The sequence below is a fragment of the Sphingomonas sp. genome, from assembly GCF_036387595.1.
Lineage (GTDB): Bacteria > Pseudomonadota > Alphaproteobacteria > Sphingomonadales > Sphingomonadaceae > Sphingomonas.
Window position 1 is genome coordinate 168,785 of sequence record NZ_DASVTL010000029.1, and the last position, 15,126, is coordinate 183,910.

At 67.8% G+C, this 15,126-nt stretch carries 14 protein-coding genes; 6 read left to right on the forward strand and 8 right to left on the reverse strand.

Features of this window, described 5'->3' with window-relative positions:
* The first annotated feature begins 20 nt into the window (after window positions 1-20).
* Complete coding sequence (locus tag VF643_RS02060; protein WP_331041692.1) at window positions 21-1,763, forward strand: fatty acyl-AMP ligase; 1,743 nt, start codon at window positions 21-23, stop codon at window positions 1,761-1,763.
* 191 nt (window positions 1,764-1,954) lie between these two features.
* Complete coding sequence (locus VF643_RS02065; protein WP_331041733.1) at window positions 1,955-4,204, forward strand: putative bifunctional diguanylate cyclase/phosphodiesterase; 2,250 nt, start codon at window positions 1,955-1,957, stop codon at window positions 4,202-4,204.
* An 18-nt stretch (window positions 4,205-4,222) separates the two neighbouring features.
* On the opposite strand, the gene VF643_RS02070 is transcribed toward VF643_RS02065, so the two are convergent.
* From VF643_RS02070 to VF643_RS02100, 7 genes are all read right to left on the reverse strand, one after another.
* The gene (locus VF643_RS02070) at window positions 4,223-4,684 is read right to left on the reverse strand and encodes an MAPEG family protein (protein ID WP_331041693.1); all 462 of its coding nucleotides are present in this window, start codon (window positions 4,682-4,684) and stop codon (window positions 4,223-4,225) included.
* Between the two features lie 14 nt (window positions 4,685-4,698).
* Window positions 4,699-5,976: a metal-dependent hydrolase family protein gene (locus tag VF643_RS02075; protein ID WP_331041694.1), complete on the reverse strand. Its 1,278-nt coding sequence runs from the start codon at window positions 5,974-5,976 to the stop codon at window positions 4,699-4,701.
* On the reverse strand, window positions 5,973-7,367 hold the full coding sequence (lpdA, locus tag VF643_RS02080) for a dihydrolipoyl dehydrogenase (RefSeq protein ID WP_331041695.1): 1,395 nt from the start codon (window positions 7,365-7,367) through the stop codon (window positions 5,973-5,975). Before lpdA ends, VF643_RS02075 begins: the two co-directional genes overlap by 4 nt.
* A gap of 18 nt (window positions 7,368-7,385) precedes the next feature.
* Entirely contained in the window at window positions 7,386-7,775 is a 390-nt protein-coding gene (locus VF643_RS02085) for an endonuclease domain-containing protein (protein ID WP_331041696.1), read from the reverse strand.
* A gap of 85 nt (window positions 7,776-7,860) precedes the next feature.
* On the reverse strand, window positions 7,861-8,202 hold the full coding sequence (locus tag VF643_RS02090; protein ID WP_331041734.1) for an acyl-CoA thioesterase: 342 nt from the start codon (window positions 8,200-8,202) through the stop codon (window positions 7,861-7,863).
* 35 nt (window positions 8,203-8,237) lie between these two features.
* Window positions 8,238-8,435: a hypothetical protein gene (locus VF643_RS02095; RefSeq protein ID WP_331041697.1), complete on the reverse strand. Its 198-nt coding sequence runs from the start codon at window positions 8,433-8,435 to the stop codon at window positions 8,238-8,240.
* A gap of 2 nt (window positions 8,436-8,437) precedes the next feature.
* Entirely contained in the window at window positions 8,438-9,805 is a 1,368-nt protein-coding gene (locus VF643_RS02100) for a pyruvate dehydrogenase complex dihydrolipoamide acetyltransferase (RefSeq protein ID WP_331041698.1), read from the reverse strand.
* Window positions 9,806-9,927: 122 nt separating this feature from the next.
* Here VF643_RS02100 and VF643_RS02105 point away from each other — a divergent pair, with 122 nt between their 5' ends.
* Together VF643_RS02105 and VF643_RS02110 are read left to right on the forward strand one after the other, a co-directional pair.
* Window positions 9,928-10,383, forward strand: a complete 456-nt coding sequence (locus VF643_RS02105; RefSeq protein WP_331041699.1) for a universal stress protein — start codon at window positions 9,928-9,930, stop codon at window positions 10,381-10,383.
* 60 nt (window positions 10,384-10,443) lie between these two features.
* Window positions 10,444-11,754 (forward strand): M20/M25/M40 family metallo-hydrolase, encoded by a 1,311-nt coding sequence (locus VF643_RS02110; protein WP_331041700.1) that lies wholly within the window; start codon window positions 10,444-10,446, stop codon window positions 11,752-11,754.
* Window positions 11,755-11,758: 4 nt separating this feature from the next.
* Here VF643_RS02110 and VF643_RS02115 read toward each other — a convergent pair whose 3' ends face one another.
* Complete coding sequence (locus VF643_RS02115; protein ID WP_331041701.1) at window positions 11,759-12,538, reverse strand: SDR family oxidoreductase; 780 nt, start codon at window positions 12,536-12,538, stop codon at window positions 11,759-11,761.
* Window positions 12,539-12,597: 59 nt separating this feature from the next.
* Between VF643_RS02115 and VF643_RS02120 the strand changes: the two genes are divergently transcribed.
* A complete protein-coding gene (locus tag VF643_RS02120; protein ID WP_331041702.1) occupies window positions 12,598-13,347 on the forward strand; it encodes an ATP-binding cassette domain-containing protein in 750 nt (249 codons plus the stop codon).
* Entirely contained in the window at window positions 13,344-14,864 is a 1,521-nt protein-coding gene (locus tag VF643_RS02125; protein ID WP_331041703.1) for an ABC transporter permease/substrate-binding protein, read from the forward strand. The genes VF643_RS02120 and VF643_RS02125 overlap by 4 nt, the downstream gene beginning before the upstream one ends.
* Window positions 14,865-15,126 lie beyond the last annotated feature (262 nt).

Below are 15,126 nucleotides of genomic sequence, written 5' to 3' on the forward strand. Positions count from 1 at the left end.
GAACGAGGACGACGAACCGCATGACCATCCCTTTCACGCCCGCGCTTGAGCCGACGCCAACCGACGACGCGCTGCCCCGGCGCCTTGCCGATTTCGCGACGCTGGGCGAGGCGCTCGATTATGCCGCGGCGGGAACGCGCGGGCTGAACTTCCACGATGCGCGCGGAACCCTGACGCGCGCTTATAGCTATGCCGAATTGCGTGAGGATGCGCTGGCGATGGCGCGCCGTCTGGTGGACGCTGGAATAGCGCCGCAAGACCGGGTAGCGCTGGTGGCCGAAACGGGCGCGGAGTTCGCCGCCTTGTTCTTCGGTGCCGTCTATGCCGGCGCCTGGCCGGTGCCGTTGCCACTGCCGACTTCATTCGGCGGGCGCGATTCCTATATCGAACAGCTGCGCGTCCAGCTCGCCAGTTGCGACCCCAGGATGATCGTCTATCCGCCCGAGATCGGCGAGATGGCAGGGGCAGCGGCGAGAGCGGCCGGCATCGTTGGCGTCGACTGGACCACCTTCGCGCAAGGCAACGCCGCCGAGGTCGTTCTGCCCGAGGCCCAGACCGGCGACATCGCCTATCTGCAATATTCCAGCGGATCGACCCGCTTCCCGCACGGCGTGGCGATCACCCATGCCGCCCTGCTCAACAATCTGGCAGCGCACAGCCACGGCATGGCCGTTCGCGATGGCGATCGCTGCGTCTCGTGGCTGCCCTGGTATCACGACATGGGCCTCGTCGGCTGTTTCCTGTCGCCGATCGCGAACCAGGTCTCGACCGATTACCTGAAAACCGAGGATTTCGCGCGCCGTCCGCTCGCCTGGCTCGACCTCATCAGCCGCAACCAGGGTACGACGCTGAGCTACTCGCCGACTTTCGGGTACGACATCTGCGCGCGACGGATGTCCAGCCAGACGAAGGCCAGCGCGCGATTCGACCTTTCGCGCTGGCGGGTGGCGGGTAACGGCGCGGACATGATCCGTCCCGACGTCATGCAAAACTTCGTCGATGCCTTCGCCGATGCGGGGTTTGAGGCGAGTGCCTTCCTGCCGAGTTACGGCCTGGCGGAGGCGACGCTGGCGGTGTCGATCATGCCGCCGGGCGAAGGCATCCGCGTCGAACTCGTCGCGGAAACCGATCTGGCCGGGGGCGAGCGCGGCGGGGACCGCCCGCAGCGGTTCCGCGCGATCGTCAATTGCGGAAAGCCCGCGCGCGACATGACGATCGAAATCCGCGAGGAGGATGGGACGCCGCTGCCCGAACGCGCGATCGGCAAGGTATGGGTATCGGGACCATCGGTGATGGCAGGCTATTTCCGCGATCAGGCCGCGACCGATGCGTGCCTGTCGGACGGTTGGCTCGACACCGGCGACATGGGCTATATGTCCGACGGCTATATCTACATCGTCGGCCGCGCCAAGGACATGATTATCGTCAACGGCCGCAACCACTGGCCGCAGGATATCGAATGGGCGGTCGAGCAGCTACCCGGCTTCAAGCAGGGCGACATCGCGGCCTTTGCCATCACCACGCCCGGTGGCGAGGAGACGCCGGCGGTCCTCGTTCAGTGCCGCAGCTCCGACGAAGCCGAACGCGTCCGCCTGCGCGAAGAGATTCGCGAGCGGGTACGCTCCGTCACGGGCATGAACTGCGTGATCGAACTGATCCCCCCGCGCACGCTGCCGCGCACCTCATCGGGCAAGCTCAGCCGTGCCAAGGCGCGCAACCTGTACCTGGCCGGCGAGATCAAGCCGTACGACATTGCGGCCTGATCCGGCTTTGACCCGACGCGACTGCGATTAGAAATTTACATCCGGCAACGATCGCAAACCATCCGCTAACCAGCGGCTGCTACGCCAGCATCGTGAACGATGAGCCCCCCCCCGTCCCGGCATCGCCGGCAGTCCCGCTGCTCGTGCTGCTCGGCATTGGCGAAGGGCACGAACCTGCGGACAGTGCGCGTATGCGCGCGGACCAGCTGGACGCGGCGCGCGTCCTGGCGCCATGGATCGTCGTGGCACACGTTCTGGGTGCGGCGATCGTCGCGTGGATCCATGCAGGACAGATCGCGACGTTCCAGATCGCTGCATGGAGCGCCGCCCTCGCCGCCACGGCCGGGCTTGTCGCTTTGCGCCGCACAGGCTCCCGCCATCGCGGCGATCCCGACGCGAGCCTTGCCATGGTGCGTGCAACCGCGATCGAAGGTCTGGCGCTCGCCGCGGTGTGGGCGGCGGCGCCGGTGTTGCTCCACGCCGGCACACGCCCTCAGACGGGCATTTGGCTGGTGGTGTCGGTGATGATGACCGCCGCGGCGATCGGCGCGGCCCCGATGGCGATCGCCGCGTGTACCTTCATCGCAACGCTCGGCGTGGCCGTCGCGGTGCAGCTCGCGATCGTGACTGATTACCCTGCCGCCGTGGCGGTGCTGGCGATCGCCGCCATGCTGTGCGCGGCGTGCATTGCCCGCGCCCGCGCGCTCGGCGCACTGCGGGTCGGCCGACGGACGCTCGATGAGCGCGATCAAACTGTCAGCCTGCTACTACGCGAATTCGAGGATGGTGGCGCCGACTGGCTGTGGGAAACCGACGCCAGCCGCCGCGTGGTCCGCGCCAACGCTCGGCTGGCCAAGGCCTGCGGCCTGCAACGGGGCGAAATAGACGGAATGCCGATCCTTCAGGTGCTCGCCGGACCAAGCTGGGAGAGCGGCAATTTCGCGGCCGGACTCCACACGCTCGCCGCCAAGCTGAAGGCACGCGAGAGTTTCCGCGACCTGCGGCTGCCGGTGATCGTGGGCGACCAGGAACGCTGGTGGGAAATCGCGGCCTCGCCACGCTACGACGAAAACGGCGGCTTCTGCGGCTTTCGCGGCGTCGGCTCCGATGTAACCGAGCAGCGCGCATCCGCCGACAAGATCAACCGCATGGCGCGCTACGACACCCTGACCGGTCTGCCCAATCGCCTGATGCTCAACGAAGCACTGGTCCGGGCCATGGCGGAGGCGGAGAAATGGGGCAGCCGCTGCGCGTTCATGATGCTCGATCTCGACCGGTTCAAGGCGGTCAACGATACACTGGGTCACCCGATCGGCGACCGCCTGCTCCAGCGCGTCGCCAAGCGGCTGGCGCAGCTGATGGGCGCAGGCGATCTGTGCGGGCGGCTGGGCGGTGACGAATTCGGGGTGGTCGTGCGCGATGCCGGCGACACCGAGGCCGTGGAGGCGCTTGCCCAACGTATCATAGATTCGCTGTCGCGCCCCTACGAGGTGGATCAGCACACGCTCCACGTCGGCACGAGCGTCGGCGTCGCGATCGGCCCGCGTGACGGGCGCACGGCGGAAATGCTGATTCGCTCCGCCGATCTGGCGCTCTATCGTTCCAAGGATGCCGGCGGCGGGGTGTTTCACGCCTATGAGCCTCAGCTTCATGCTCAGGCCGAGGAGCGCAGGGTGCTGGAGATGGCGCTGCGCACCGCGCTGGAGCGCGGTGAGATGCATCTGAACTACCAGCCTGTGGTCGATGCCGGCACCGGAAGCCTCACGGGGTTCGAAGCGCTGCTGCGCTGGACCAGTCCCGATCTGGGTATCGTCAGTCCGGTGAAGTTCGTACCGCTGGCCGAGGAAGCGCGACTGATTGGCCCGATCGGCGAATGGGTGCTGCGCACCGCGTGCGAGGAGGCGGCACGATGGCCCGGCCATCTGCGCGTCGCGGTCAACGTCTCCGCCGAACAGCTTCAGAGTCCTGCCTTCGTCGCGACGGTCGCCTCGGCGCTGGCCAACAGCGGCCTGCCCGCCGAGCGGCTCGAACTGGAGGTGACCGAGAGCGTCTTCATGCAGGGAACGCAGGCAACCAAGGTGCTCGAACGCATCATCGACCTGGGCGTTCGCCTGAGCCTCGACGATTTCGGCACCGGCTATTCCTCGCTCGGCTATCTCAGCCGCACCCGCTTCTCCTCGATCAAGATCGACCGCAGCTTCGTGACCGCGGCGTCGAAGGGGGTACGCGAGGCGATCGCGATCATCCGTGCGGTCGTAGCGCTCGCCCGGAGCCTTGGCATGGCCACCACGGCGGAAGGCGTCGAGAACGAGGCCGAGCATGCGATGGTCCAGGATTTCGGATGTACCAAGGTGCAGGGCTATTACTTCGGCCGCCCGTTGCCGGTTGAGGAAGCCCGGCGGCTGGCGTGCCGGGACCATGATGCGGCGAAGGCGGCCTGAGCCCCGTACCGCCCGGCGTCAGCCGACGCTACGCATCGCCGCCGCATAGGCCTGAGCAGCCGAGGCGATGTCGATGAAATAGCCGATCCACATCGCCAAAAGCACCGCACAGGATGCCAGATAGGCGAGGAAGCGCTGCTGCACCTTTTTCGGGCCGATGTGGATGACGCTGTGCGCTGCCCGCAACGCGACGAAGGCCCATGCGAGCGCGATCTGCGTCAGGTTCGTCTGGTGCGTCACGATCAGCAACGGCACCAGCGCGAAATAGAGCACCGGCATCTCGAACAGATTGGCAAGATTGTTGGCGGGCATCTCGACCGGCCGGAAGTAGCGCAGCGCCGCCTCGCCATCCGCAAAATCGCTCGCGGCAGGCGGGTTCTGCCGCATGTAACGCGAGCGCTGGACGAACATGGTGGCCCAGACCGCGAAGATCAGCAGGACCAGCGCGAACGTCGGCCAGATGATGTTGAGGACGACCATTCGTACTTCTCCCGTCAGCGGATTCGTACGCCGCCCTTGATGACCGCGGACGGCTGTTCGAGCAGGCGGACGTCAGCCAGCGGGTCGCCATCGACCGCTACGATGTCCCCGAACGCGCCGACGGCCAGCGTTCCGACCTGACCAACGCGCCCGAGCGCATCGGCGGCGTCGATCGTGGCGCTGCGGATCGCCTCGATCGGGGGCATGCCCCATTCCACCATCTTGGCGAATTGCAGCGCGTTGGTGCCGGCGGGGAAGACACCGCCGTTATCGGTGCCGAAGACCATCCTGACCCCCGCCTTGTAAGCATCTCGGAAAGTCTCGCGCTGCTTGCGGCCGATCACCCGCTCCTTGGCCAGGCTCTCCTCGTGGACGCCGTTCTTCGCGCCTTCGGCCAGGATGTAGTCGTCGTTGTAGATGTCCATCGAGAACCACGCACCCGCCGCCCTGGCGAGCCGGAAGGACTCGGCGTCGGCCAGGCTGGCATGTTCGATCGTGTCGACCCCGGCCCGGATCGCATCGTCGATGCCACCTTTGCCGTGCGCGTGGGCGGCAACCTTCATGCCCGCCATATGCGCCTCCTCGACCACCGCCTTCATCTCGGGCAGCGTCATCTGCTGCGCGCCCGGCGCGTCGCGTTTCGACAGGACGCCGCCGGTGGCGCAGATCTTGATGACCTCGGCGCCATATTTGCGCTGCGTGCGGACCAGCTTGCGATAGCCGTCCGGCGTGTCCGCCACGCCGGGACTTGGCAGGGCGCCGAACGAGGGCGGAAACGCCTCCGTCTCGTCGCAGTGTCCGCCGGTGGCGCCGAGCGCATAGCCAGCGCCGACGATTCGCGGGCCGGCGACATAGCCCGCCTCGATCCCCTGCTTCAGGCCGATGTCGGCGTAATTGCCTGCGCCGACATTGCGCACCGTCGTGAAGCCGGCCGCCAGCATCTTCTGCGCATTGGCAACGCCGGCCACGGTCCAGAAGCTGTCGGTATATTCCAGCCCGCGATACCCGCTGATCCGCGCATCGCCGGTCAGATGGACGTGCATGTCGATCAGGCCCGGCAGGATCGTCTTGCCGACCAGGTCGATCCGCGTCGCGCCCGCGGGGATCACAGGCCGGGCGCCGCCCCGTGTGACGACCGATGCGATGCGGCCGTCGGTGATGACCACCACCGGATCGTCGAGCGTCCGCCCGCTGCCGACGTCGAGCATGTGCGCGGCGGTGACGACCACCGTGTCCGCCGCGGCCGGCGTGGCGACCACGAACGCGGCGGTGGCCAGAAGCGTGCGGATCATATGTGAATTGCCTTGCCGTAAGCGGCCAGCACGCTTTCGTGCATCATCTCCGACAGCGTCGGATGCGCGAAGACGGTTTCCATCAGTTCGGCCTCGGTCGTCTCCAGCTGGCGTGCGACGACATAGCCCTGGATCAGTTCGGTCACCTCCGCGCCGACCATGTGCGCGCCGAGCAGTTCGCCGGTCTTGGCATCGAACACGGTCTTCACGAAACCCTCGGCCTCGCCCAGCGCGATCGCCTTGCCGTTGCCGATGAAGGGGAATTTGCCGACCTTCAGCTCGTACCCTGCTTCCTTGGCCTTTGCTTCGGTCATGCCGACCGACGCGACCTGCGGGCGGCTGTAGGTGCAGCCGGGGATGTTGGCCTTGTCCATCTGGTGCGGCGAGCCGCCGGCGATCTTCTCAACCGCGATGATCCCCTCGTGGCTGGCCTTGTGTGCCAGCCAGGGGGCGCCGGTGACGTCGCCGATCGCCCAGATGCCGGGGACGTTGGTCGCGCCATAGCCGTCAGTGACGATATGGCCGCGATCGGTCTTCACGCCGAGCGCCTCCAGCCCGATGTTCTCGGTGTTGGGCACGATGCCGATCGCGACGATGACGTGGCTATAGTCCTGCGTATCGACCTTGCCGTCAGGTGCCTTGATCGACGCCTTCGCGGCGGCCGCGCCGGTTTCAATCTTCTCTATCATCGCGCGTGTGACGATCTTGATGCCCTGTTTAGTTAGCGCCTTGTGCATGAACTCGCTGACCTCTGCATCCTCGACGGGGAGGATGCGGTCGAGCATCTCGACGATCGTCACATCGGCGCCCATGTCGTTGTAAAAGCTGGCGAATTCAACGCCGATCGCGCCCGATCCGATGACCAGCAGCTTGGTCGGCATTTCCTTGGGCACCATGGCGTGGCGATAGGTCCAGATGCGCTCGCCGTCGGCCTTGGCGAAGGGAAGATCGCGGGCGCGCGCGCCGGTGGCGACGATGATGTTCCGGGCTTCCAGTTCGATCGTCTTGTCGCCCTGCTTGACGCTCAGCTTGCCGGGCGCGGTGATCGCGCCGACACCCTCGTGGACCGCGACCTTGTTCTTCTTCATCAGCCCTTTCACGCCGGCGTTCAGCTGCCCCGCAACTTTTCGCGAGCGATCGACGATCTTGCCGAGGTCGAAGCCGACATTGTCCGCCTTCAGCCCGTAAGCATCGGCATGGGTCATATAGTGATATATTTCCGACGTCCGCAGCAGCGCCTTGGTCGGGATGCAGCCCCAGTTGAGGCAGATGCCCCCCAGCCGCTCGCGCTCGACGATCGCGACCTTGAGGCCGAGCTGGCTCGCGCGGATCGCGGCGACATAGCCGCCGGGGCCGGAGCCGAGGATGATGAGGTCGTAGGTGTCAGGCACGAAAACGTCCTTGCTTCTTCACCCTCCCCCCTTGTGGGGGAGGGCCGGGGAGAGGGGTAGTGGCAAAGCTGGCTCGATGCCGGCTTTGCCACTGTTCAGCGAACCGAGAATGGCCGTCAGCACGGCTTCCCGATCGGCTAGAATATCGTTGTTCCAGAAGCGCAGCACCGCGAAGCCCTGCTTCTTCAGCCAGGCGTCGCGGCGCGCGTCATAAACGCTGTTGCAATGCTGAGTGCCATCAGCTTCGACGATCAGGCGCGTTTCGAAGTAGACGAAATCGACGATATAGTTGTCGCCGATGCGTTGCTGACGTTTAAACTTATAACCCGCCAGCCGTTTCGACCTGAGCAGCCGCCAAACGACGCGTTCCGCCTCGATCGGCTCTCGCCGCATCTGCCTGGCGCGCAACAGAAGAAGCCCCCCTCTCCTTCCCACCGCTTCGCGGCGGGCCCCTTCCTCCCCCGCGGGGGGGGAGGATGAAGGGAGCAGGCGTTCAGACATGAGGGACGACCCGTGGCCGACGTTCCCCGTCCGTCGCCACGAACACGAACCTGGCCTGGGTGACGATGCACGCATCCTCGCCGTGGCGGGCGCGGCGCCAGGCTTCGACGGCGATCGTCATCGAGGTGCGCCCGACCGACTCCAGCGTTGCATAGACCGACACCTCGTCGCCGACGAGGACGGGCGCGTGGAACTTCATCGCATCGACCGCGATCGTGACCGCGCGGCCCTGCGCATGGCGCGAGGCGACCGAGCCGGCGGCCAGGTCCATCTGCCCCATCAGCCAGCCACCGAAAATATCGCCATAAGGATTGGCATCGGCGGGCATCGCCATGACCCGTACCGTCGGCGCCGCATCGGGCAGTGCGCTCACGCCCCGCGGTCCTGCATCCAGGCGCGGCGCAGCGGCCGCACCCCCATCAGCGCGGTCGCAACCATCGCAGCGCCGCCACACCACCAGGCGACGTGCGCACCCAGCGGATAGGACCAGGCGATCGCGCTGGTCAGCGCCGCCGCCGCCGCAAGCCCGGCGAGGATGTGGAGCAGTTCGACGAGCGTGCGGCTCACGGTTACGCCAGCATCCCCAGCGGGTTCTCGACCAGCTCCTTCAACACCTTCATCAGTTCGGCGCCGTCCGCCCCGTCGATCGCGCGGTGATCGAAGCTGCCGGTGGCGCTCATCACGGTGGCGACGGCGAGCTGGTCGTCGATGACATAGGGGCGCTTCTCACCCGCACCGACCGCCAGGATCATGCCCTGAGGGGGGTTGATGACCGCGTCGAACTGTTTGATCCCGAACATGCCCATGTTGCTGATCGACGCGGTGCCGCCCTGAAATTCCTCGGGCTTCAGCTTGTTGTCGCGTGCGCGGGCCGCGAGATCCTTCATCGCGGTCGAGATAGAGGAAAGCGAGCGCGTGTCCGCCTCGGTGATGATCGGCGTGATGAGTCCGGCGGGGGTCGATACCGCGACCGATATGTCGGCACGGCCGAAGGTCACCAGATTATCGGGAGTGAACATCACGTTGCACTTGGGAACCGCCATCAGCGCGACGCCGAGCGCTTTCACCAGCATGTCGTTCACCGACAGCTTGACCCCGCGCGAGGCGAGGCTGGCGTTGAGATCGGTACGCAGCTTGAGCAGCGCGTCGAGCCGGATATCCACCGTCAGATAGATGTGGGGCACGTTCTGCTTCGATTCGGTTAGGCGGCGCGCGATCGTCTTGCGCATGTTGGACAGCTTGGCGAGTTCGTGCGGAATGTCGGGAATCGCGGCGGGCCTGGCGGCCGGCGCCGGAGCGGCTGTTGCCGGAGCGGTGCTCTCCACCGCGGCAGCGGTTGCCTTGGTCGCAGGCGCCGTGCCTTGCTTGGCGCCCTCGATATCCGCCTTGACGATCCGGCCGTTCGGCCCCGATCCCGACACCTCGCCCAGATCGACGCCCTTGTCCGCAGCAAGACGGCGCGCGAGCGGACTGGCCTTCACGCGACCTTCCGATGACGTTACGGTCGGCGCCGATGCGGGGCCGGCGTCCGCCGGGCGGCCGTGATCCTCGGTCTGCGTCTCGGTGCGCTCCACCGGCTTTGCCTCGGCGCCGGTGTTGTTGGGGTCCGCGGCTTTCGGCGTGCCCTTGAACTGGTCGTCGGCGGGCTGGGGTGTCTCGGCCTTGACCGGTGCAGCCGCTGCTGCGGAATCTTCGCCCTCTTCGAGCAGGACGGCGATAACGGTGCCCACCTTCACGCCGTCGGTGCCCTCGGCGATCACGATCTTGCCGATCGTCCCCTCGTCGACCGCCTCGAACTCCATCGTTGCCTTGTCGGTTTCGATCTCGGCCATGATGTCGCCGGACTTGACCGTGTCGCCCTCCTTGACCAGCCATTTGGCGAGCGTGCCCTCCTCCATCGTCGGCGACAGCGCGGGCATCTTGATTTCGATCGACATGGAATCTCGTCTCCGGTCAGGCGCGCTCGTCTCTCGCGCCCTCGCCCGCCGGGGTCAAGGCTTGCGTCGGCGCTGACGGAGACAGACTTGCGTGCCGGGAGCCGCTACGTCAGGCTGGTGGAATGCGCATCTACCTCGTGGTCATCGACGACACCCCCGAATCGGGCATCGCGCTGCGTTTTGCCGCGCGGCGGGCGGTGAAGACGGGCGGCGGCGTGGAGATACTGACGGTGCTGCCGCCGCAGGAGTTCATCGCGTTCGGCGGGGTGCAGGCGACGATCGAGGAGGAGACGCGACTTCATGCAGAGGGGCTGGTCGCCGCCGCCGCGGGGACGCTGATCGAGGAATCGGGGCTGCGGCCCTCGATCACGGTGCGCGACGGCGACGGTCCGAAGATCATCCGCGAGATGATCGAGGCCAATCCGAACATCGCCGCCCTAGTCCTGGGCGCCGCGCCCAGCGGCGCGCCCGGCACGCTGGTCAGCCATTTCACCGGCACCGATGCGGGCGTGCTGCCGGTGCCGGTGATGATAATCCCCGGATCGCTGTCGCGCGAGGCTATCGACCGGTTGAGCTGAAACGCGATCAGCTATCCGATACCTCTTGTCGAAGGCGGCGATCCGCGTCACTTCAAGGGGATGCGTATATTCCTTGCCGCCTTGCCGCTCCTGCTCGCCGTCCCTGCCGGCGCGCGCGACGCCCCCTCGCCTGCTCGCCTCAAGGCTTCGGTCGGGGCGCTCGTCGGCTTCGGCACGCGCCATACGCTGTCCACCGTTACCGATCCCAAACGCGGCATCGGCGCGGCGCGGGACTGGGCGGCGGCGCAGTTCGACGCGATCGGGCGCGCGTGCAGGGGCTGCATCGCAGTCGAGCGGATCGAGCGCAGTTTCACCGGGCCGCGCGCGCCGGGCGGCGTGATCGTCCAGAACGTGCTGGGCATCCAGAAGGGCCGCAATCCCGGCCGGGTCGTCATCGTCGGCGCGCATATCGACAGCCGCGTCACCGACGTGATGGACGCGACGTCCGACGCACCAGGCGCCAACGACGATGCCTCGGGCGTCGCGCTGGTGCTGGAGGCCGCGCGGATCCTGTCGAAGCAGCAGTTTGACGCGACGATCGTCTATGCGGTTTTCTCGGCGGAGGAGCAGGGGTTGTGGGGCGCGACGCTGCTCGCCGATACCGCCAAGGCGCGCGGGTGGACGATATCGGCGATGCTGAACAACGACATCGTCGGCAATACGCTGGGGCAAGGCGGCAAGCGCGAGGCGCGCTGGGTGCGCGTGTTCTCGGAGGGCATTCGCGCCTCGGAGGACGGCGCGGCGCAGCTCAAGCGCCGCGGAGACGGCGGCGAGGACGATGGCCCGAGCCGCGCGCTGGCCAAGGCGATCGACGGCGTGGCGGGCACCTTACCGGCGCGGGACGGCGGCGGGCTGGACGTGTTCCTCGATCGCCGGCCCGACCGCTTCGGCCGCGGCGGCGATCACGAGCCGTTCCTGAAGCTGGGCTACCCGGCGGTGCGCTTCTCGGTCGCCAACGAGAATTGGGACGCGCAGCACCAGGATCTGCGCACCGATAATGGCGTCGTCTATGGCGACACGATCGACCGGATGGATTTCGCCTATCTGGCGAAGGTCACCGCGATCAACGTCGCGGCGATCACCCGCTTCGCCACCGCGCCCGCCGCCCCTGCCGAAGCATCGCTGGTGGGCGACCTGTCGCGCGACACCCAGGTGTCGTGGAGCGCGGTGCCGGGCGCGGCTGGCTATCGCATCCACTGGCGCCGCAACGACAGTGCCGAGTGGAGCGCGTCGCGCGACCTGCCCGGCAACAGCACCGCGACCACGCTGGTGCAGGTGCCGGTCGACGACCATTTCGTCGGGGTTTCATCGCTTGCCGCCGATGGCAGCGAGAGCCTGGTAACCTTTGCCGGACGGGCGCCGCGGCGCTAGGCTTCTACTCGGCCGTCACGAACCCGCGCATCCGCTTGCGCAATCGGCCGGGCATCCACCGCGCCGCGAACGCCAGCCGCCGCGCGGTCGGCCCGACATAGGTCAGCACGCGGTCCCCGTGGACCGCGTCCCATGCCGCCTGCGCCACGACATCGGCGCCGGTCAGTTCCAACCCGGCACCGATGACGGCCTCGCGGATCGACCGGTTCGATCCGACTGGCGGGCCATCCAGCAACGGGGTGTCGATGAAGCCGGGCACCAATGCGCGCACCCTGATCCCCTGCGCATGCCACTCGCCATCCAGCGCCTCGGTGAGCGCACGCACCGCGAACTTGGTCGCCGAATAGACCGCCAGCCCGGCCGAGCCGTAGATCGCCGAGGCGGACGCGGTGTTGAGCAGGCACGATCCGGGGGTTCGCGTCAGATAGGCATGGCCGATCCGCGCGCCGTTGAGCACGCCGATGAAGTTGATCGCTACGGTGCGGTCGATCTCGTCGAACCCGGCCGCCTCGAACGCGCCGCCCATCGGCACGCCGGCATTGTTGAACAACACGTCGAGCCGCCCGGCCGCGGCCGTGAACGTATCGAGCGCCGCGACCCAGGCGTCGCGATCGCAGACGTCCATGACGTGGGTGGATGCCGCGGTGCCACACAGCGCAACGGTCTCGGCAAGTCCCGCTGCATTGACGTCGGCCAGCCCGACCCGCCAGCCGCGCTGCGCGAACAGCTGCGCGGTCGCGCGGCCGATCCCCGATCCGCCGCCGGTGATGAAGATCGCCTGCATGTCCGCTCCCTGCCGCTTGCATTTGCGTTGACCCTGCGCATCCTCCATCGTCGCCCGCGATGCAATCGGTCACCTTCGACGCCGTGACGAAGCGCTATGGCGACACGCTGGCGATCGACGGCGTATCGCTGGCCGTCGCTGCGGGCAGCTTCGTGGCGCTGGTCGGCACGTCGGGATCGGGCAAATCGACGCTGCTGAAGACGGTCAACCGGCTCGTCCTGCCCGATTCGGGGCACGTCCTGATCGACGGGGTGGACGTGGCCGCCGGCCCCGCGCCCGCGCTGCGGCGGCGGATCGGCTATGTCTTTCAGTCGATCGGGTTGTTCCCGCACATGACGGTGGCGCAGAACATCGCGATCGGATTGCGGATCGCGGGCGTGCCCGAGGGAGGGCGAGTCGCGGAATTGCTCGATCTGGTCGAACTGCCCCGCGACGTAGCCGCGCGGATGCCCGATGCGCTGTCCGGCGGGCAGCGTCAGCGCGTCGGCATCGCGCGCGCGCTGGCGCCGGGGGCGACGTTGCTGCTGCTCGACGAGGCGCTGGGTGCGCTCGACCCGGTCACGCGCGATTCGCTGGGCAATGCCATCCGCGCGCTGCACGACCGGCTGGGGCTGACGACGATCCTGGTAACCCATGACATGGCCGAGGCGCTGCTGCTCGCCGACCGGGTGCTGGTGATGCAGGCGGGGCGCATCGTCGCGGACGCGACGCCGGCCGAATTGGTGAGGGGCGGCGGGGGGCAAGCGGCGCAGGCGCTGGTGGCGGTGCCGCGTGCCCAGGCCGAGCTGCTGGGCGAACTCACCCGATGAACGCATTCATGGAAGCGCTCGCTCGCGTACCACCTTTGCTGGCGAGCCATGTGCTGCTCTCAGCCTGCGCGCTGGCGCTGGGGATCGCGATCAGCCTGCCGCTGGCGGTGCTGTCGGCACGCCACCCCCGGGTGGCGCGGGTGAGCCTGGGCTTCTCGAGCCTGGTCCAGACGATCCCCGCGCTCGCGCTGCTCGCCTTATTCTATCCGCTGCTGCTGTGGCTGGGGCACGGGATTCCGGCGCTGGGTTTCCTGCCGTCGCTCATCGCGCTGACGCTGTATGCACTGCTGCCGATCCTGCGCAATGGGGTGGCGGGACTGCGCGGGCTTGATCCCGCAGTCATCGAGGCCTCCGATGCGGTGGGGATGACGCGCGCGCAGAAGCTGCGGCTGGTCGAGGCGCCGCTGGCCGCGCCCATCGTGGTCGCGGGCATCCGCACCGCCGCGGTGTGGACGATCGGCGCGGCGACGCTTTCTACGACGGTCGGCCAGCCGAGTCTGGGCGACCTGATATTCGCGGGATTGCAGACGCAGGCCTGGGCATTGGTGCTCGCCGGATGCGTCGCGGGGGCGGCGTTGGCACTGGGCACGGACACGCTGATCGGCGCGATCGAGCGAGGCGTCGCCACGCGGCGGCGGTGGTTGTGGGCCGTCGCCACCGCGCTGCTGGCGGCAGGTGTGATCGCGGGGACCGCGCCCATGTGGTCGCGGGGACAGCCCGTCGTGGTGGTCGGCGCCAAGAATTTCTCCGAACAATTCATACTCGCCCGGCTGATCGGTGCGCGGCTGGAGCGTGCGGGCTACCGGGTCGAGTACCGCGACGGCCTGGGGTCCGGGGTGGCGTTCGGGGCGATCGCGGGCGGGGATGTCGACGTGTACGTCGATTATGCGGGCACGCTGTGGACCGGCCCGATGGCGCGCACGGACGTGGCCCCGCGTGCCGCCACCGTCGCGGCCATCGGCCGGTGGGCAGAGGCGACCGGGGGCGTGCGCGTGCTGGGCGCGCTGGGGTTCGAGAACGCTTATGCCTTTGCGATGCGCGGCGACGATGCGCGGGCGTGGCGCATTGTGACGCTGGACGATCTGGCGCGCGCGGCACCGGGGTTGCGGTTGGGAAGCGATCTGGAGTTCCTCGACCGGGCGGAATGGCGCGCGGTGCGCGACCGCTATGGGCTGCGCTTCGCCGACACGACGCCGTACAGCCCCACGTTCATGTACCGTGCGCTGGCCAGCAAGCGCGTGGACGTGATCTCTGCCTTCTCCTCCGACGGGCGGATCGCTGCCGATGGGCTGAGGATGCTGAGCGACCCCCGGCACGCAATCCCCGGCTATGACGCGATCCTGCTGGTATCGCCCGCCCGCGCCACCGACGCACGCTTCACCGCCGCCTTGGCGCCGCTGATCGGGCGCGTGCCCGTGGAGGCGATGCGGGCAGCGAACTACCAGGTCGATCGGGATGCGGACAAACGAACGCCGGAGGCGGCGGCGCGGTGGCTGGCGGCGCGGATCGGCCTGTAAAGACGTCTTTCCTCCCGTGAGGCGAGGGCTGCCACTTATGGCTGGCTGGCGATCAGCAGATTGCGAAGAAGATTTATTCACGCGGAGGCGCGGAGACGCGGAGGTCTCACACTCGGAACGAGCCGGCTGCGCAGCAAACGATCTGATCGCCATCGCGGAGGCCAGACGCGGCCTCCAAGCGAAACACCTCTGCGCCTCCGCGCCTCCGCGTGAAACACTCTTCTTCTCGCTGCGCGAGCCTGATCGCCGGTCTGTGCCGGAG